The organism is Thermomonas brevis (assembly GCF_014395425.1).
Classification (GTDB): domain Bacteria; phylum Pseudomonadota; class Gammaproteobacteria; order Xanthomonadales; family Xanthomonadaceae; genus Thermomonas; species Thermomonas brevis.
Genome location: NZ_CP060711.1, coordinates 3252479 through 3270615, shown reverse-complemented (window position 1 = coordinate 3270615; position 18137 = coordinate 3252479). Strand labels below are relative to the sequence as shown.

Here is an 18137-nt window from a genome sequence, read left to right as displayed (position 1 = left end):
ACGGCTTGTACGGCAAGGTTGAGGCATCCCTTGCCGATACCTGGAGAGTTCGCCGATGCCGGTGGTGACGATGGCGCTCGTGTTCCTGCTGGCCGTGGTGGTCAGCACCTTCGTGGTGCGGCTGCTGCCGATCCGGGTGCCACTTCCGCTGCTGCAAATCGCCATCGGCGCAGTGCTGTCGCAGTTCTTCGGCTTCGAGGTGACGTTCGAGCCCTATCTGTTCCTGCTGCTGTTCATCCCGCCGCTGCTGTTCCTCGACGGCTGGCGCATCCCGAAGGGCGCGTTCCTGCACGACTGGCGCGCCATCCTCACCCTCGCCATCGGCCTGGTGGTGTTCACCGTGGCCGGCATGGGCTACTTCATCCACTGGCTGCTGCCTGCGGTACCGCTGGCGGTGGCGTTCGCGCTGGCGGCGATCCTCTCGCCCACCGACCCGGTGGCGGTGAGCGCGATGACCGCCAACGCGCCGGTGCCCTCGCGGCTGATGCACATCCTGGAAGGCGAATCGCTGCTCAACGACGCCACCGGCCTGGTCTGCTTCACCTTCGCGGTGACGGCGGTGATGACCGGACAGTTCTCGCCCACCAGCGCTTCGTGGCACTTCATGCTGGTGGCCGGCGGCGGCGTGCTGACCGGCGTGGCCGTCACCTGGGCCATCGGCCGGCTCAACCGCTTCCTGGTGCGGCGCGCGGGCGAGGAGCCCGCTCCGCAGATCCTGGTCAGCCTGCTGATCCCGTTCGCCGCCTACCTCGCCGCCGAACACCTGCACGTCTCTGGCATCCTCGCGGCGGCGGTGGCCGGCATCGCGATGCACTACGGCGAACTCTCCGACCGTCCGCTGCCGGCCACGCGCATGCAGCGCGCGGCGGTCTGGGACACCGTGCAGGCGGCGCTGAACGGCATCATCTTCGTGCTGCTGGGCGACCAGCTGCCGCGCATGCTGCGGCAGCTGCCGGACGTGGCGGCGCAGGTCGGCACGCACACGCCCTGGCATTTGCTGGGCTACATGGCCGTCATCACCCTGGCGCTGGGCGTGCTGCGCTTCGCCTGGGTGTCGATCGCCGCCTTCGCCGGCGTGACCTATGCGCGGTTCAAGGGCGAGGCGCGCACCATGCCCTCGCTGCGGCTGCGGGCGGTCGCCTCCGCCGCCGGCGTGCGCGGCGCGATCACCCTGGCCGGCATCCTGACCCTGCCGCTGCTGCTGCCGGACGGCGACGCCTTCCCCGCGCGCGACGCGGTCATCCTGATCGCGATGGGCGTGATCGTGCTGTCCCTGCTGATCGCCAGCGTCGCCCTGCCGCTGCTGGCGCGCGGACTGATCGCGGGCGATCCGGCGCTGGAAATCAGCGGCAGCCGACACGACGAAGCGCATGCGCGCGTGGCCGCTACCGAAGCCGCGATCCGCCGCATCGAGCAGGCGCTGGCCGACACTCCTGCCGACGCCGCCAACCAGGCGCTGCGCTCCGAAGCCGGCCTGCGTGTGCTGGACGTCTACCAGCGCCGGTTGGACTACGGCGACCCCAGCGGCGAAAAGCTGACCGACATCCGCCGCCTCGCCGCCGCCGAACGCTCGCTGCGCCTGAAGGCGCTGGCCGCCGAACGCGACGAGCTGTACCGCCTGTGCCGCACCCACGCCATCGAAGACGACCTGATGCGGCGGCTGGTGCGCGAGGTGGACTTGATCGAGTCCAGCCTGACGCCGCGCGCCGCGCACTAGCGTCCGCCATGACCGCGACGCGGGCGCGGCAACGCCGCGTATCGCCCGCTCAGCGCTTCGCTTAGGCTTGCATCCCATGACCGATTACACCTCTACGCCGCCCGGCGGTGCCCGCCAGCTTCCCCGCCACACCACGCCCACCTGGGAGGCGGAGTTGCTGATTTCCGGCGTGGCGGTGTTCGCCATGCTGCAGCTGCCGGGCTGGCTGGACGATGCGCTGTTCGCGCTGATGCCTCGTCTGGACCAGACCTGGTCGCAGATCGCCAAGCTGGGATACATCTACAACAAGAGCGTGGCGCTGATCCTGGCCGCAACGTTCGTGATCCACCTGCTGCTGCGCGCCCGCTGGATCGCGCTGGTCGGCATCCATTCGATCTATCCGGGGGACGTGCGCTGGGACAGGCTGCGGATGGGCCCCTTGCAGCGCGAGGTCGAACGCGAGCATCAGGAATCGACCGAAGTGGTGATCGAGCGGGCCGACAACCTCGCCACCACGGTGTTCGCCAGCGGCATCATGCTCGCGCTGGTCCTGGTGATCGTCACACTGCCGGTGACGCTGCTGACGGGCGCGGCGACGGCCCTCGCATCGTCCCTGGGCCAGGAAGACCTCGGGCTGCTGCTGTTCGGCGCGGTGTTCCTGGCGTTCCTGCTGCCCTACGTGCTCGCCATGCTGCTGGATCGCCGGTTCGGTGCGGAATGGCAACCCGACGGACGCTGGCACAAGGCCGTCACCGCGATACTGCGCCTGTACGCGAAGGCCGGCGTGAGAGCGGGCAACAACCGGATCAGGGCGCTGCTGGCGAGTAACGGCGGCGACCGGCGGGTCGGCATCCTGATCTTCCTGATCATGTTCGCCACGGCCGGATCGGTCATGGTCACGTACGGGAACATGCTCAGCGACAAGCCATTCGGCAATTACGGACTGTTCCCCGCTGCGGCGTCTCCTGCCGTGGCAGCCGCGCACTACGACGACCGGCGCAACCCTGCACGTGACCCGCTCGTCCCGTTCATCCAGTCCATGACCGTCGAAGACGCTTACGTGCAGCTGGTCGTGCCGTATGCGCCACGGCAGGACGCACCGGCGCTGCAACGCGCCTGCCCCACTGGTCGGCAATCCGGCGATGCGGCCCTGCTGGCCTGCCTGCAAGCCCTGCATGCCGTCCTGCTGGACGGAAAACCGGTCGCCGGGCTGCGCTATGAAATCGCCAGCGACGCGCGTACCGACCGCCCTGCCCTGCTGGCGATGATCGACGTCCGCGGATTGGCGCCGGGCCGGCACGAACTCCGGATCGCACGCGCGATGGCCGCGGAGAAGAGCAACGGCAATGAGGCCTACGAGGTGATCCCGTTCTGGCGCTGAGGCCGTGCCTGCGCCAGAATAAAATCACCGGGTGAGCGAAGTACTGCAGCGCAAGATCATCCACGTCGACATGGACGCGTTCTACGCGTCGGTGGAGCAGCGCGACGATCCTTCGCTGCGCGGCCAGCCGGTGGTGGTGGCGTGGCGCGGCACGCGTTCGGTGGTCTGCGCGGCCAGCTACGAGGCGCGCAAATTCGGCGTGCGCTCGGCGATGCCGGCGGTGCGCGCGGAGCGGCTATGCCCGCAGGCGGTGTTCGTGCCGCCGGACTTCGTCCGCTACAAGGCGGTGTCGAAGCAGGTGCGCGGGATCTTCGAGCGCTATACCGACCTGATCGAACCGCTGTCGCTGGACGAAGCGTACCTGGACGTCACCGCGCCGAAGCGCGACCTCGGCAGCGCCACCGCCATCGCCAGCGAGATCCGCGACGCGATCCGCGCGGAAACCCGGCTCACCGCCTCCGCCGGCATCGCGCCCAACAAGTTCCTCGCCAAGATCGCCAGCGACTGGAACAAGCCGGACGGGCAATTCGTGCTCAAGCCAGCGATGGTCGATGCCTTCCTCGCGCCGCTGCCGGTGGGCCGCCTGCCCGGCGTGGGCAAGGTGATGGAAGCGAAGCTGGCCGAACTCGGCATCGCCAGCTGCGCGGACCTGCGCACGTTCGGCGCGGAGCCGCTGGAGGCGCGCTTCGGCCGCTGGGGACGGCGGCTGCACGAACTCTCGCTGGGCATCGACGCACGCGAGGTGCAGACCGAACGCCCGACATTGCAGATTTCCAGCGAGGACACCTTCGCTACCGATCTGCCGCTGGAAGATCTGGAGCCGCACATCCGCCGCCTGGCCGCGTCCACCTGGGCCGGCTATTTGCGCGAACGCGCGCAGCATCCCGACCGCATCGCCCGCACCGTGGTGCTGAAGCTGAAGACCAGCGACTTCCGCATCCTCACCCGCAGCCTGACCGCGGCGGAGCCGCCGACCGACGAAGCGACGCTGGCGCAGACCGCCTGCGATCTGCGCCAGCGCGTGGCCCTGCCGGAAACGACGCGCTACCGGCTGGTCGGCGTGGGGCTATCCGGCTTCGCAGAGCCGGACGGCAGTCCGGAACAGGACGATCTGTTCGTAAGCAACGCAGCGCCATGAAACGCGATTCCATTCCTTCTCCCCGCTCGCGGGAGAAGGTGCCGAAGGCGGATGAGAGGCTTGCTGTTTCGGGCGGAAAGCGCCCCTCACCCGGCTAACTCACGCCATTCATGGCGTTCGCCCTTCGGGTCAGCTTCGCTGTTCGCGGGCGCTCCTGCGCCCGCAGTCGCCACCCTCTTTCCATCTGCGATGGGGAGAGGGAAAGCTTTACGGCAACGCCCCCGCCGCCACCGGCAACTCGATGAAACTGGCCTGCTGCGGCGTCGCCCAGATCCGTTGGGTCGCCCTGCGGTAGTCGCCAGGCTTGGCGAAGAAAATATTGTCGACAAAGGTCTGCGGATTGCGGTCGTACAACGGGAACAGGCTGGACTGGATCTGCACCATCAGGCGATGGCCGGGCTTCAGCACGTGATTCACGTTCGGCAGATCGAAGGTGTAGGCCAGCGGTGCGTCGACCTGCAACGCCTGCGGCTTGTCGAAGCCTTCGCGGTAGCGGCCACGGAAGATCGTCAGCGCGATCGGCAGCTGGTAGCCGGCCATCTTCGGATCGTCCGGATACTGGTCGGGATAGACGTCGATCAGCTTGACCACCCAGTCGCTGTCGCTGCCCGAGGTCGAGGCGAACAGATGCGCGATGGGCACGCCGGCCAGCGACAGCGGCGCGGTCAGCGGCGCGCTGGCATAGGTCAGCACGTCGGTGCGGCCGTCGACGAAGCGCTGGTCCTTGACCAGCCAGGTCGTCCACGTCGTGCGATCGCCCATGTCCACCGGGCGCGGCACGAACGGCACCGGCTTGGCGGGATCGGACGCGTATTCGGCGTACTGCGCGCCGCCCGCGACGGGCGTGCCGCCCAGCGTTCCATCAGCGTGCAGGTACAGCGGCGCAGACGCGTGCGGGCAGCCCTGCGCGCAGCTCTGCGGCCACGTGGCATAGGTGTCCCAGCGGTTTCTGCCCGCGTTGTAGATCCACACCGGCGGCGTCTTAACCACCGGCGCGCCGGGTTTGAGGTACTGGTCGAAGAACGGCTTGAGCACGTCGCGCCGCCATTGCAGCGCGGTGTCGCCGTCGAACTTCAAGTCGCCCAGACTGCTGCCGTCGTAATTGGCCTGGCTGTGCCGCCACGGGCCAATCACCAGATGGTTGCGACTGTTGTCGGCGTCCTTGGTTTCCCACGCGATCCAGGCGTGGTTGCCGCCGTACATGTCCTCCTGGTCCCACAGACCCTGCTCCCACATCGTGGGCACGGTGATCGCGGGCAGCTTCGCCAGCAGCTTGTCCAGCGCCTGCTGCTGCCAGTAGGCGTCGTAGGCCGGGTGCTCGGTGAGCTTGCGCCAGGCCGGCAGTTGCTCCAGCCCGGCGGCGCGCGCGTAGTCGCCGACCGAACCGGCGCGCAGGAAGCTGGTGTAGTCGTCGCCGCTGGCGCGCTCGATCTTCGCGCCCTCGCCGCGCACGGTGGTCTGGCCGGTGAGGTAGCCAAGATTGATCTGCCGATAGGCGCCATTCTGGAACCAGTCGTCGCCGATCCAGCCGTCGACCATCGGGCTTTCCGGCGCGGCCACCTTCAGTGCCGGATGCGGATCCAGCAGCGCCATCACCACGGTGAAGCCCTCATAGGACGAACCCAGCATGCCGACCCGGCCGTTGCTCTCCGGCAGATGCTTGACCAGCCAGTCGATGGTGTCCCAAGCGTCGGTGCCGTGGTCGATGCCGGTCTTGTTGAGCGGCCCGCGCGGCGGTCGGGTCATCACGTAGTCGCCTTCCGAGCCGTACTTGCCGCGCACGTCCTGGAACACGCGGATATAGCCGTCCTCGGCGAACACGCTGTCGCCCTGCGGCAGCGCATCGACCATGCGCTCCGCGTTGGGCATCCGGTTGGCGCGCTTGGCCGCGTTGTAGGGCGTGCGGGTCAGCAGGATCGGCGCGTCGTGCGCGCCCTTCGGGATCACGATGACCGTGTAGAGCTTGACGCCGTCGCGCATCGGGATCATCTCGACGCGCTTGACGAAATCGCGCTGCGGCTCCGGCGCGTTGAACTTCTTGCCGGTGATGTCCGGCGTCATCGGCGCGGTCTGCGCCAACGCGCTCCCGGCCATCGCCAGCGCCACCGCCAACCCCGTCGCGCGCACCATCGTCCGCATCCGCATCGCCCTTCCCCTCCGACTGGATCAGCGTCGGAGTGTTGCACGGCGTCCGCCGCCGGTCTGCGTGCCCGTTCGCACTTCGCCGGGCACGCGGCTTGGCATACTCTGGGCGGATGACCGACACCGCCCACGCCCCCGGCCTGTCCCGCCAACAGCTCAAGACCCTCGCGCTGGCTTCGCTCGGCGGCGCGCTGGAGTTCTACGACTTCGTGGTGTTCGTGTTCTTCGCCACCGTCATGGGGGCGCTGTTCTTTCCCGCCGACATGCCGCAGTGGCTGAAGCTGGTGCAGACCTTCGGCATCTTCGCAGCCGGCTATCTCGCGCGCCCCTTGGGCGGCGTGCTGATGGCGCACTTCGGCGACCTGTCCGGGCGCAAGCGGATGTTCATGCTGAGCATTCTGCTGATGGCGATTCCGACTCTGCTGATGGGCCTGCTGCCGACCTACGCGCAGGCCGGCGTGCTGGCGCCGATCCTGCTGCTGGTGCTGCGGATCATGCAGGGCGCGGCGATCGGCGGCGAGGCGCCGGGCGCGTGGGTGTTCGTCAGCGAGCACGTTTCACCGCGGCATCGCAACCTCGCCTGCGGCTCGCTGTCGCTGGGCCTGCTGGCCGGCATCCTGCTGGGCTCGCTGGTGGCACGCGCGATCAACGCCGCGTTCGACGAGGCGCAGTTGATGGCATGGGGCTGGCGCGTGCCGTTCGTGGTCGGCGGCATGTTCGGGCTGCTGGCGATGATCCTGCGCCGGCAGTTGCACGAAACGCCGGTGTTCGCCGAACTGCAGCAGCGCCGCGCGCTGTCGGCCGAGCTGCCGCTGAAGGCGGTGGTGCGCGACCACGCCGGCGCGGTCGCGCTGGGCATGCTGCTGACCTGGCTGCTCACCGCCGCGGTGGTGGTGACGATCCTGATGATGCCGACCTTCCTGCAAGGCATGGGCGTGAGCCGCGACGCCGCGCTGGCCGGCAACGCACTGGCGGTGCTGGCGGCGATGGCGGCCAACCTCGTCGCCGGCACACTGGCCGACCGCTTCGGCGCGGGCCGCGTGCTGGCGCTGTGGAGCCTGCTGCTGGGCGTCGCGTTCTGGTGGTTCTATCGCGAGGCGCAGGCCGGCGAGTATTCGCAATGGCACTACGCCATCGCCGGAAGCGCGGTGGGCCTGACCGCGATGATCCCGGCAATCGCGCTGGGCGGCTTCCCGGCGCGGGTGCGCTTTTCCGGGCTGTCGTTCTCCTACAACGTGGCCTACGCCATCGCCGGCGGGCTGACGCCGGTGCTGCTCAGTCTGGCGATGAAGGACAACCCGGCGGCGCCGATGCACTACATCGCCTGGATGGCGGCGATGGGCGTGGCGCTGGGCCTGTTCGTGGAATGGCGTGGGCGCAATCGATAAACCGATGAGACGCCAGCTCACGCTGTTCCTGCCGCCGGAACAGCGCGCCTTGGTCGAACCCATCCGGCAACGGCTCGATCCGCGCCAGCACGCCCTGATTCCCGCGCACGTGACGCTGTGCCGGGACGACGAACTGGCCGATTGGCCGACGCTCGAACGGCGCCTTTCGGACCTCGGCGCGTTCTCCCTTACCTTGCGCTTCGGCGCGCCGCAGGTGCTGCCCGATGGCTGCATCCTGCTGCGCCCGACGCATGGCGCGGAGCAATACCAGGATCTGCGCAGGTTCCTGCTCGGGCCGTCGGCCCCGACCCACGGCGCGCACCTCACGCTGCTGCATCCGCGTCACGCGACCGGCGCCACACCCGATCTGACCGAGGTTGCGGGCCTCACCGCGACCTTCCGCACCATCGCGCTCATCGAGCAGCGCGATTCGAATCCGTGGCAGGTGCTGCACGAGTACGGACGCGCCGCCTGACACGTTCCCGGACCGGCGGGAATCCCTGCCTGTCAAGAGTGACGCAGGCGGCCGACACCGCGAAAATGGCGGACTCCAAGTGCCAGAATCCGTTTCGATGACCCAACTGTCCGCCGCGCTCGCGCGCAAGATCGCTTCCACCATCGCCGAGGAGATCGGCGCGCAGACGCCGCAGGTGCAGGCCGCCGTCGGCCTGCTGGACGAAGGCGCGACCGTGCCCTTCATCGCCCGCTACCGCAAGGAAGTGACCGGCGGGCTGGACGACACCCAGCTGCGCAACCTGGAAACGCGGCTGACCTATCTGCGCGAGATGGAGGATCGCCGCGCGGCGATCCTGTCCAGCATCGAGGAGCAGGGCAAGCTCACCGCCGAACTGCGCGCCGACATCGAAGCCGCCGACAGCAAATCGCGGCTGGAAGATTTGTACCTGCCCTACAAACAGAAGCGCCGCACCCGCGCGCAGATCGCGCGCGAGGCCGGGCTGGAGCCGCTGGCCGACGGGCTGGTCGCCGATCCGACCCTGGTGCCGGAAGAATTCGCCGCCAGCTTCGTCGATGCCGACAAGGGCGTTGTCGATGCCAAGGCCGCGCTGGAGGGCGCGCGCGCGATCCTGATCGAGCGCTGGGGCGAGGACGCCGCGCTGCTGGGCGAACTGCGCGAGTGGCTGGCGCGCGAGGGCCTGATCCGCTCGAAGGTGGTGGAAGGCAAGGAAGCCGCCGGCGAGAAGTTCCGCGACTACTTCGACCACGCCGAGCCGCTGGCAAGGATTCCTTCGCACCGCATGCTGGCGCTGCTGCGCGGGCGGCGCGAGGAGTTCCTGCAGCTCGACCTCGATCCGGGCGCGGATGCCGAGGCCGGCCATCAGTACGCCGAGGGCCGCATCGCCCTGCACGCCGGCATCGACGTGCGCGGGCGCGCCGCCGACGCATGGCTGCGCAACGCGGTACGCCTTGCATGGCGCGCCAAGATCCACATGCACCTGCTGCTCGACCTGTTCAACCAGGCGCGCGAGAAGGCCGAAGGCGAAGCCATCGCCGTGTTCGGCGACAACCTCAAGGACCTGCTGCTGGCCGCGCCCGCCGGCCCGAAGGCGGTGCTGGGCTTGGATCCCGGCCTGCGCACCGGCGTGAAGGTGGCGGTGGTCGATGCCACCGGCAAGCTGGTCGCCACCGACACCATCTATCCGCACGAACCGCGCCGGCAGTGGGATCAATCGCTGGCGGCGCTTAAGAAGCTGTGCGTCGCGCACGGCGTGCAGCTCGTCGCCATCGGCAACGGCACCGCGTCGCGCGAAACCGACAAGCTGGCCGGCGACCTGCTCAAGCTCGTCCCCGAGCTGAAGGTGCAGAAGATCGTGGTCAGCGAGGCCGGCGCGTCGGTGTATTCGGCGTCGGAACTGGCGGCGAAGGAGTTCCCGAATCTCGACGTGTCGCTGCGCGGCGCGGTGTCCATCGCGCGCCGGTTGCAGGATCCGCTGGCCGAGTTGGTGAAGATCGAACCGAAGGCAATTGGTGTTGGCCAGTACCAGCACGACGTCGATCAATACCGCCTCGCCCGCGCGCTGGACGCGAAGGTGGAGGACTGCGTGAACGCGGTCGGCGTGGACGTGAACACCGCCTCCGGCGCGCTGCTGGCGCGCGTGTCCGGCCTGTCGGCGACCGTGGCCGAGAACATCGTCACGTACCGCGACCAGCACGGCGCGTTCCCCTCGCGCAAGGCGTTGCTGAAGGTGCCGCGTCTGGGCGACAAGACCTTCGAGCAGTGCGCGGGCTTCCTGCGCATCATGGACGGCGAGCAGCCGCTGGACGCGTCCTCGGTGCACCCGGAAGCCTATCCGGTGGTGGAACGCATCCTGGCCGCCGGCGGCAAGCAGGTGAAGCAGATCATCGGCGACAGCGCCTTCCTGCGCTCGCTGAAGCCGTCGCAGTTCACCGACGACCGCTTCGGCGAACCCACCGTGCGCGACATCCTGAAGGAACTGGAAAAACCCGGCCGCGACCCGCGCCCGGAATTCAAGGCCGCGCAGTTCGCCGACGGCGTGGAGGACATCAAGGACCTGCGTCCCGGCATGGTGCTGGAAGGCGTGGTCAGCAACGTGGCCGCGTTCGGCGCGTTCGTGGATATCGGCGTGCACCAGGACGGGCTGGTCCACATCTCCGCGCTGTCCGACCGCTACGTGAAGGACCCGCGCGAAGTGGTGAAGGCCGGCGACATCGTCAAGGTGAAGGTGCTGGAAGTGGACGTGGCGCGCAAGCGCATCGCGCTGACCCGACGCCTGGACGATCCCGTTGGGGAAGCGCGCGGCGAAGCGCGCACCGACGCGCGACGCGACGAGCGCCCCGCCCGCCGCGACGGCAACCCACCGCGCGGGCCGAAGCCGGCCGCGCCGCAGCAGCAGAAAGCGCCGTTCAACAGCGCGATGGCCGATGCGCTCAAGGGGTTGCGCCGCGGCTGATGTGGCAAAATCGGCGCCGACAGCGCAGGGAATCACATGGCCAGCAAGGGGTTGGGACTTCGCGGTAAATCCTTGCTGGCGCTGCTGGTCGCCTGCCTGCTGGCGCTGCTGCCGGCGCTGCTGATCGGCAGCAAGCTCGCCGCCGCCGCGCGCAGCCATTTCGGCCAGGCGTACGCGCGCGATTACACATTGCTCAACCGCGAGCGCATCCTCGCCCCGCTCAGCCGGGAGCTGGCGCTGTCGCAGCGGCTGGCGGATTCGCCGCTGCTGTGGCGGATGCTGCGCGACCCCAGCGCCGCCAACCGCGCCGCCTTCTTCGAGGAAGCCCGCGGCTACCAGCAGGCGCTGAGCAGCGGCACCTACTTCGTCATCAGCGCGCTCGACCTCGGCTACTACTTCAACGAGGCCGGCAAGCCGACAAGCGAGCTGCCGCGCTACCACCTGCACGCCGACGACCCGGAGGACGGCTGGTTCTTCGCCACCCTGCGCTCCGGCCAGCCGTACAACATCAACGTCAACTACGACGCCAAGCTGCGGCAGACGCGGGTGTGGATCAACGTGGTGGCGCAAGACGGCAGGCAGAAGCTCGGCATCGCCGGCAGCGGCGTGGACCTGTCGGGCTTTCTGCACGCGCTCATCAACCGCGCCGAGCCCGGCGTGGTGCCGATGATCGTCGACGCCGAAGGCGCCATCCAGGCGCACCCGGACCAGCGCCGGGTGGCGCTGAACCTCGCGCAGAAACGCGCAGGCGCGGACCAGACTCTGGCTGGCTTGCTACCGGGCACCGATCCCGCCGCGCTGTCCGCCCTGCTCCAGCGCAGCCGCGCCCAGCCCGACGTCGCCCTGCTGCAGGAAGTGCGGCAAGGGCGGGCGCACCGGCTGCTGGCGGTGAGCTTCATCCCGGAGCTGCACTGGCACGTGGTCACGCTGGTGGACCTGCAGGAAGCGCAGATCATCGGCGGCCCCTGGCTGCTGTACCTGGGGCTGGGCATGGCCGCCGTGCTGGTGGTGCTGCTGGCCGGCGTCGGCTATTCGATCGAGCGGCTGATGCTGCGTCCGCTGCGCGCGCTGCAGCGGTCGGCGGAAGCGATCGCGCAGGGACATTACGAAGCGGACCTGCCGGCGGCCGGCAAGGACGAGATCGGCGCGCTGAGCCGCGCCTTCGCCAGCATGGCCGCGCAGGTGCGCGCGCACACCAGCGAGCTGGAGGACAAGGTGCGCGAGCGCACCGCCGCGCTGGAGGCCAGTCACGCGCAGGTGGTACAAGCGCACAAGAAGATCGACGATTCGATCGACTACGCCAGCCTGATCCAGCGCACCATCCTGCCCGACCGCGAGCTGGCGCAGGTGCTGGGCGAAAACCACCACGTGCTGTGGAAGCCGCGCGACGTGGTCGGCGGCGACTTCTACGTGTTCCGCGCCGACGAACGCGGCTTCCTGCTCGGGGTGATGGACTGCGCTGGCCACGGCGTGCCGGGCGCGCTGATGACGATGCTGGCGCGCTCGGCCATCGATCATGCGTTGGGCCTGGCCGGGCTGCGCGATCCGGCCGGCATCCTGCGCCAGGCCGACGCCACCCTGCGCGAGCTGCTGGCCGATGCGCAGCTGGCGCGCGCCGTCGCCACCAATACCGACGCCGGCCTGGTGTACGTCGACCGCATCGACGGCGAACTGCTGTTCGCGGGCGCGGCCATCGGCCTGTTCCACAGCGACGGCGACACGGTCGAGCACGTGCCCGGCTCACGCCGCCCGCTCGGCGATCGCCGCCGTGGCGACTACGCCAACGTCCGCATGCCGCTGCACGCCGGCACCACCTACTGCCTGGTCACCGATGGCCTGCTCGACCAGGCCGGCGGCGAACAGGGCTTCGGGTTCGGCAGCGGGCGCTTCCGCCAGCTGCTGCAGGCCAACGCGCACCGGCCGCTGTCGGAACAGGCCGCGGCGCTCGCCGCGGCGCTGGCCGGCTACCAGGGCGACTACCCGCAGCGTGACGACATCACGGTGCTATCGTTCCGCCTCGATTGACGCCCGATTGACGATTGGAGAACGCATGCAATCGCCCGACCTGTATTCCCTGCGCGAGTTCTGCAACGCGCGCCGGATCATGCTCTGCTTCAACGGCCCGATGTCGCGTTCGCTGATCGAGGAAATCGGCAACGCCCTGCGCAACTACCTGGAGGTCAACCAGGTGCAGCCGGGCGCGGCGATGGACGTGTTCTCGGTCTACATCGAGATGACCCAGAACATCCGCCACTACGCCACCCGCATGGGCTACGGCGAGGCCGACGCCACCGCCACCGTGGTGATCGCGCAGGACGAACAGGGCCACCACCTGGTGTCCGCCGGCAACCTGCTGGAAACCGCCGACGCGCAGGCGCTGATGGCGCGCATCGACGCGCTCGGCAAGCTCGACAAGGCCGGCCTGAAGGCGCTCTACAAGGAGCAGCTGCGCGCGCCGCGCACGCCCGGCGCGTCCAGCGGCGCCGGCCTGGGCCTGATCGACATCGCCCGCAAGTCCAGCCAGACGCTGCAAGCGTCGCTGTTCGAGCGTCCCGACGGCAAGGCGTTCTTCAGCCTGACCGCCCTGATCTGACGAATGCAGCCGAATTCCCCCATGAACGACATCCGCATCGACCCCACCCAGTCTTCCCCCGCCATCCACGCCGACACGGCCGCGGGCGTCCTGCGCCTGAGCGGGGATTCCTATCCCGAAAACGCGTTCGACCTGTTCGGCCCGGTAATCGACTGGGTGGAGCGCTACCTCGCCGGCGGCGACGCGCCGCTGCGGCTGGAGCTGCGCCTGCTCTACCTCAACACCAGCAGCATCCGCGCCATGATCGACATCTTCGACCTGCTGGAAACCGCGCACGGCGAAGGCCGCGCGGTGTCCGTGCAGTGGATCTACGACCAGCGCAACGAGCGCGTGCGCGAACTGGCGGAGGAATTCGCTGAGGACTGCACCTTCCCGTTCCAGATCCTCGCCGGCACGGACGCGGACAGCGCGCCGTGAACGGCGTGCGGGTCGACATCGACGCGATGGTCGAGGCCTTGCTGGCCGATTCCACCTATGCCGGCCATCCGCTGCATTCCGCGCTGGCCGCGCTGTGGGAGCTGTACCTGACCCAGGCGCAGCGGCTGGACCGCATCGCCCGGCTGTCCGACCGCGTGCAGTTCTCCGAGCGCGTGCACGAGCGCACCCGCACCGAGCGGTTCGAGAAGCAGCTGCGGCAGCTGGAGAAGATGACCCGCATCTCCGACCGCTACCAGGACATGATGCACGAGCTGAACAGCGCGCTGCAGCAGGCGTCCACCCACGACGCCCTGACCAGCCTGCCCAACCGGCGCCTGCTCAACGACCGCCTCAAGCAGGAGGCGGCGCGCAGCAAGCGGCTGGAAACGCCGCTGTGCATCGGTCTGCTGGACATCGACCACTTCAAGCAGGTCAACGACACCTTCGGCCACGACGCCGGCGACGAGGTCCTGCGCACCGTGGCCTGCGCGACCCGCGATTCGCTGCGCGAATACGACCTGTGCGGTCGCTGGGGCGGCGAGGAATTCCTGCTCCTGCTGCCGGCCATCTCGCTGGAGGACGCCGAAGCCACCATGCAGCGGCTGACCGAGCTCCTGCACGGGCTGCGCTTCGACTGCCTCTCCGAGGAGTACCGGATCAGCGCCAGCATCGGCCTGACCGCCTACCGGCAGGACGAACGCCCGGAAGACGCGGTGGCGCGCGCGGATGCCGCCCTGCTGGAGGCCAAGCGCGGCGGCCGCAACCGGGTGACCGTGGCGGCCTGAGCGCCGCGCTCTACTCGGGCTCGGCGGCCGTGGCGCTGCCGCCCTGCATCGACATTGATCGCGTGGATCGCTCCTCGTCCGCATGCGCGCCGAGCACTGGCGGTTCGCCGGGCCAGCGCCGCACCGCGCGCTGGAAGAACTGGCTGTTGGGCACGCGCAGCTGGCTCTGGTGGCCGCCGGGATGGCGCTCCAGCAGGGTCACGTAGATCAGGTTGACGTCCACCACCTGCCCGCGCAGGCCCGGCTTCTCGCCGTTCTCCAGCAGCTCGATGTGGTCGAGCAGGCGGAACGGCCGGGTGATCAGGATCAGGAACGAGCAGAAGATGTTGGTCAGCACGCTCCACGCGGCGAAGAACGCCACCGCCGCCACCGTGGCGAAGCCGGTGAACGCGCCCCACAGCACCCCCGCCGACACGCCGAAGCGCTGCAACGACGCCAGCACCGCGGCCATCCCGATCACGAAGGTGGAGACGCGGCGCGCGCCCATCACCACCATCGGCGGCAGCTCGTAGCGCGCGGCCAGCCGGGACACCAGCCGGCGCACCAGCCAGCGCAGCGCCCACGCCACCAGCAGGATCAATGTCACTTCCAGCACGGTCGCCAGTTCGGCGAGCCACGGCTGCAACCAGTCAGGCAGTCGTTCCTTCATCGGGACATGGTAACCGCGCGCCTGCGAAAGCTCCGCCATGGCGCGCGGCGCGGGCCCGCTTGACGCCGCCGCCGGGCGGCCGTATCGTGCGCTCGTCGCGGCTTCATCGCTATATCCAGATATAGCGATGAATTAAAAGGGAAGTCCGGTGCGCATGCTCGCGCATGCAAGGCCGGCGCTGCCCCGCAGCGGTAGGTGGGAACGAACCGTCATCGGCACTGGGGCCTCAAGTCCTGGGAAGCGACGGCCAGGAAAAAGCGAGGAGTGAGCCAAGAGAAGTGAAAAGTGAGTAGGAGCGTGTTCGCGCTTCCCTCACCGCTCACTCCTCCCCACTCACTCCTCGCTCCAGCCCACGAGCCCGAAGACCTGCCCCGACCGGTCGCGCGCCACCAGCGCGCGGCCGCCCGACCTGACGCTTCGAGGGGAAGCGGATCGGATGCACGCGACGCCCTGCGCCGCGTGCGCCTGTCCGTGGCCTTTGCAGCGCCGGTTCGCCCGAGGGGGCGAAGGTCACCGGTTCGTCCGCCTGCCCGGCCCGGGACGGCGGCGCGCGCCCTCCTTCGTTCCTCATCCGCCACCGCATGAGGACAACCACCAATGAGCACCACCACGACCACCCTGGGCTTCCCCCGCATCGGCGCGAAGCGCGAGCTCAAGCGCGCGCTGGAAGCGCACTGGCGCGGCGAAATCGACGCCGCCTCGCTGCAGGCCACCGCCCGCGACCTGCGCCGACGCCACTGGACGCTGCAACGCGACGCCGGCGCCGACGTCGCGCCCTGCAACGACTTCAGCCTGTACGACCACGTGCTGGACACCGCCTTCCTGTTCGACGCCATTCCGCAGCGCTATCGCCAGCTTGCCGACGCCGATCCGCTGGCCGGCTACTTCGCGATGGCGCGCGGCCACCAGCGCGATGGCCTCGACCTGCGCGCACTGGAGATGACCAAGTGGTTCGACACCAACTACCACTACCTCGTCCCCGAACTCGACGCCGGCCAGCAATTCCGCCTGCGCGGCGACAAGCCGTTGGCCGAATACCTCGAAGCGAAGGCGCTAGACTTCGACGCGCGGCCGGTGCTGCTCGGCCCGGTGAGCTTCCTCAGACTGGCGAAGACCACCGATGGCAGCGACGCCTTGGCGCTGCTCGACCGCCTGCTGCCGGTCTATACCGAGCTGCTTGGCAGGCTGGCCGATGCCGGCGCGGCGTGGGTGCAACTGGACGAACCCGTGCTGGTGCAGGACTTGGACGACGCCACCCGCGCCGCCTTCCAGCACGCTTATGCGACGCTGGCAGCACGCAAGCGCCCGAAATTGCTGCTCGCCACCTACTTCGGCGCGCTCGGCGACAACCTGCCGCTGGCGGCATCGCTGCCGGTCGATGGCCTGCACGTCGATCTGGTGCGCGGGCTGGATCAACTCGACGCCGTGCTGAATGCGCTGCCGGACGGGCGCGTGCTGTCGGCAGGCTTGATCGATGGCCGCAACATCTGGCGCAGCAATCTCGACAACGCGCTGGTGCTGGCGCGCCACGCCCGCGACCGCGTCGGCAACGACAAGCTATGGCTAGCCCCGTCGTGCTCGCTGCTGCACGTGCCGGTCGATCTCGACCACGAAAAATCGCTGGATGCGGAACTGCACTCGTGGCTGTCGTTCGCCAAGCAGAAGGTCGGCGAACTACGCCTGCTGGCCGACGCGCTGGCCGGCAAGCCCGATGCCGAAGCGGGCCTCGCCGATGCGCGCGCGCGCATCGTCTTGCGCAAGCAATCCGCGCGCGTGCATCGCGCCGAAGTGGCCGCGCGCCTCGACGCGCTGACCGCCAGCGACGCGCAGCGCATCAGTGCCTTCCCCGCCCGCCGCGACGCGCAACAGGCGCGCTTCAAGCTGCCGCTGTTCCCCACCACCACGATCGGCTCCTTCCCGCAGACGCTGGACGTGCGCGAAGCCCGCGCCGCCAACAAATCCGGCAAGCTCTCCGACACCGATTACGAAGCCTTCCTCGAAGCTGAAACCGCCAAGTGCGTGCGCTTCCAGGAGGAGATCGGCATCGACGTGCTCGTCCACGGCGAGTTCGAGCGCAACGACATGGTGGAATACTTCGGCGAACTGCTAGACGGCTTCGCCTTCACCAAGAACGGCTGGGTGCAGAGCTACGGCAGCCGCTGCGTGAAGCCGCCGGTGATCTGGGGCGACGTGTCGCGCCCCGCGCCGATGACGGTGCGCTGGTCGCAGTACGCGCAATCGCTGACCAAGCTGCCGATGAAGGGCATGCTGACTGGCCCAGTGACGATCCTGCAGTGGTCGTTCGTGCGCGACGATCAGGAGCGCTCGCGCACCTGCCGGCAGATCGCGCTGGCCCTGCGCGACGAAGTGCGCGATCTGGAAGCCGCCGGCATCGGCATCGTCCAGATCGACGAACCGGCGCTGCGCGAAGGCCTGCCGCTGCGTCGCGCGGACTGGAAGCACTATCTGGATTGGGCGGTGGAATCCTTCCGCATCAGCGCCAGCGCCGTGCGCGACGATACCCAGATTCATACCCATATGTGCTATTCGGAGTTCAACGACATCATCGAGGCGGTGGCGGCGATGGACGCCGACGTGATCTCCATCGAGACCTCACGTTCGCGGATGGAACTGCTGGATGCGTTCGTGCAGTTCCGCTATCCGAACGAGATCGGCCCCGGCGTCTATGACATCCACTCGCCGCGCGTGCCGAACAAGCGCGAGATGGTGGAGCTGCTGGAGAAGGCGACGGCGGTGCTTGCGCCGCAGCAGCTTTGGGTCAACCCCGATTGCGGTCTGAAAACCCGTGGCTGGCCGGAAACCCGCGCGGCGTTGACGGCGTTGGTGGAAGCCGCGCGCGAGATGCGGGCCAAGGTTTCCGCGTAAGGAAAGCTGCTTTAAAGCCCCTCTCCCATTGGGAGAGGGGTTGGGGTGAGGGTTCGGCACATGCGATGCAATCAGCTCCGCCGCACCCTCATCCGCCCCTTCGGGGCACCTTCTCCCGTAGGGAGAAGGAAC

The 18137-nt window shown here is 68.9% G+C and carries 12 protein-coding genes, 1 pseudogene and 1 riboswitch; of the genes and pseudogenes, 11 read left to right on the top strand and 2 right to left on the bottom strand.

What is annotated here, in order from left to right:
- The first annotated feature begins 55 nt into the window (after nt 1–55).
- The 3 genes from H9L17_RS15145 to dinB all read left to right on the top strand — a co-directional run bounded on the left by H9L17_RS15145 (nt 56) and on the right by dinB (nt 4215).
- A complete protein-coding gene (locus H9L17_RS15145) occupies nt 56–1717 on the top strand; it encodes a Na+/H+ antiporter (protein ID WP_187570240.1) in 1662 nt (553 codons plus the stop codon).
- Between the two features lie 76 nt (nt 1718–1793).
- Complete coding sequence (locus H9L17_RS15140) at nt 1794–3077, top strand: hypothetical protein (RefSeq protein WP_187570239.1); 1284 nt, start codon at nt 1794–1796, stop codon at nt 3075–3077.
- 70 nt (nt 3078–3147) lie between these two features.
- On the top strand, nt 3148–4215 hold the full coding sequence (dinB, locus tag H9L17_RS15135) for a DNA polymerase IV (protein ID WP_187571997.1): 1068 nt from the start codon (nt 3148–3150) through the stop codon (nt 4213–4215).
- A 207-nt stretch (nt 4216–4422) separates the two neighbouring features.
- Here the strand turns inward: dinB and H9L17_RS15130 are convergent, their stop codons facing one another.
- On the bottom strand, nt 4423–6360 hold the full coding sequence (locus H9L17_RS15130) for a CocE/NonD family hydrolase (RefSeq protein ID WP_187570238.1): 1938 nt from the start codon (nt 6358–6360) through the stop codon (nt 4423–4425).
- Between the two features lie 110 nt (nt 6361–6470).
- On the opposite strand from H9L17_RS15130, the gene H9L17_RS15125 reads away from it, so the two are divergent.
- The 7 genes and pseudogenes from H9L17_RS15125 (at nt 6471) to siaD (ending at nt 14470) form a co-directional block, all read left to right on the top strand.
- Nucleotides 6471–7745, top strand: coding sequence for an MFS transporter (locus H9L17_RS15125; RefSeq protein ID WP_187570237.1), 1275 nt, complete (start codon nt 6471–6473; stop codon nt 7743–7745).
- Entirely contained in the window at nt 7729–8220 is a 492-nt protein-coding gene (locus H9L17_RS15120; RefSeq protein ID WP_187570236.1) for a hypothetical protein, read from the top strand. The genes H9L17_RS15125 and H9L17_RS15120 overlap by 17 nt, the downstream gene beginning before the upstream one ends.
- Before the next feature lie 97 nt (nt 8221–8317).
- Nucleotides 8318–10580: pseudogene (locus H9L17_RS15115) on the top strand (Tex family protein); the annotation flags it as partial.
- A gap of 131 nt (nt 10581–10711) precedes the next feature.
- Nucleotides 10712–12700, top strand: coding sequence for a biofilm regulation protein phosphatase SiaA (gene siaA, locus H9L17_RS15110; RefSeq protein WP_187570234.1), 1989 nt, complete (start codon nt 10712–10714; stop codon nt 12698–12700).
- A 25-nt stretch (nt 12701–12725) separates the two neighbouring features.
- Nucleotides 12726–13268: a biofilm regulation protein kinase SiaB gene (gene siaB / locus H9L17_RS15105; protein WP_187570233.1), complete on the top strand. Its 543-nt coding sequence runs from the start codon at nt 12726–12728 to the stop codon at nt 13266–13268.
- A gap of 21 nt (nt 13269–13289) precedes the next feature.
- Complete coding sequence (siaC, locus tag H9L17_RS15100) at nt 13290–13685, top strand: biofilm regulation phosphoprotein SiaC (protein ID WP_187570232.1); 396 nt, start codon at nt 13290–13292, stop codon at nt 13683–13685.
- On the top strand, nt 13682–14470 hold the full coding sequence (gene siaD, locus H9L17_RS15095; RefSeq protein WP_246455110.1) for a biofilm regulation diguanylate cyclase SiaD: 789 nt from the start codon (nt 13682–13684) through the stop codon (nt 14468–14470). The genes siaC and siaD overlap by 4 nt, the downstream gene beginning before the upstream one ends.
- Nucleotides 14471–14480: 10 nt before the next feature.
- Here the strand turns inward: siaD and H9L17_RS15090 are convergent, their stop codons facing one another.
- Nucleotides 14481–15119, bottom strand: a complete 639-nt coding sequence (locus H9L17_RS15090) for a mechanosensitive ion channel family protein (RefSeq protein WP_187570231.1) — start codon at nt 15117–15119, stop codon at nt 14481–14483.
- Nucleotides 15120–15200: 81 nt separating this feature from the next.
- Nucleotides 15201–15507, top strand: a riboswitch (cobalamin riboswitch).
- 209 nt (nt 15508–15716) lie between these two features.
- Here H9L17_RS15090 and metE point away from each other — a divergent pair.
- Nucleotides 15717–18005, top strand: coding sequence for a 5-methyltetrahydropteroyltriglutamate--homocysteine S-methyltransferase (gene metE, locus H9L17_RS15085; RefSeq protein ID WP_187570230.1), 2289 nt, complete (start codon nt 15717–15719; stop codon nt 18003–18005).
- The last annotated feature ends 132 nt before the right edge of the window (nt 18006–18137 follow it).

What these genes read in the sequence shown, in the direction of transcription:
- H9L17_RS15125 (WP_187570237.1), top strand. Translation starts at nt 6,471, where the DNA reads ATGACCGACACCGCCCACGCCCCCGGCCTGTCCCGCCAACAGCTCAAG.
- H9L17_RS15145 (WP_187570240.1), top strand. Translation starts at nt 56, where the DNA reads ATGCCGGTGGTGACGATGGCGCTCGTGTTCCTGCTGGCCGTGGTGGTC.
- siaA (WP_187570234.1), top strand. Translation starts at nt 10,712, where the DNA reads ATGGCCAGCAAGGGGTTGGGACTTCGCGGTAAATCCTTGCTGGCGCTG.
- siaC (WP_187570232.1), top strand. Translation starts at nt 13,290, where the DNA reads ATGAACGACATCCGCATCGACCCCACCCAGTCTTCCCCCGCCATCCAC.
- H9L17_RS15130 (WP_187570238.1), bottom strand. Translation starts at nt 6,360, where the DNA reads ATGCGGATGCGGACGATGGTGCGCGCGACGGGGTTGGCGGTGGCGCTG.
- dinB (WP_187571997.1), top strand. Translation starts at nt 3,148, where the DNA reads ATGGACGCGTTCTACGCGTCGGTGGAGCAGCGCGACGATCCTTCGCTG.
- H9L17_RS15140 (WP_187570239.1), top strand. Translation starts at nt 1,794, where the DNA reads ATGACCGATTACACCTCTACGCCGCCCGGCGGTGCCCGCCAGCTTCCC.
- siaB (WP_187570233.1), top strand. Translation starts at nt 12,726, where the DNA reads ATGCAATCGCCCGACCTGTATTCCCTGCGCGAGTTCTGCAACGCGCGC.
- H9L17_RS15090 (WP_187570231.1), bottom strand. Translation starts at nt 15,119, where the DNA reads ATGAAGGAACGACTGCCTGACTGGTTGCAGCCGTGGCTCGCCGAACTG.
- metE (WP_187570230.1), top strand. Translation starts at nt 15,717, where the DNA reads ATGAGCACCACCACGACCACCCTGGGCTTCCCCCGCATCGGCGCGAAG.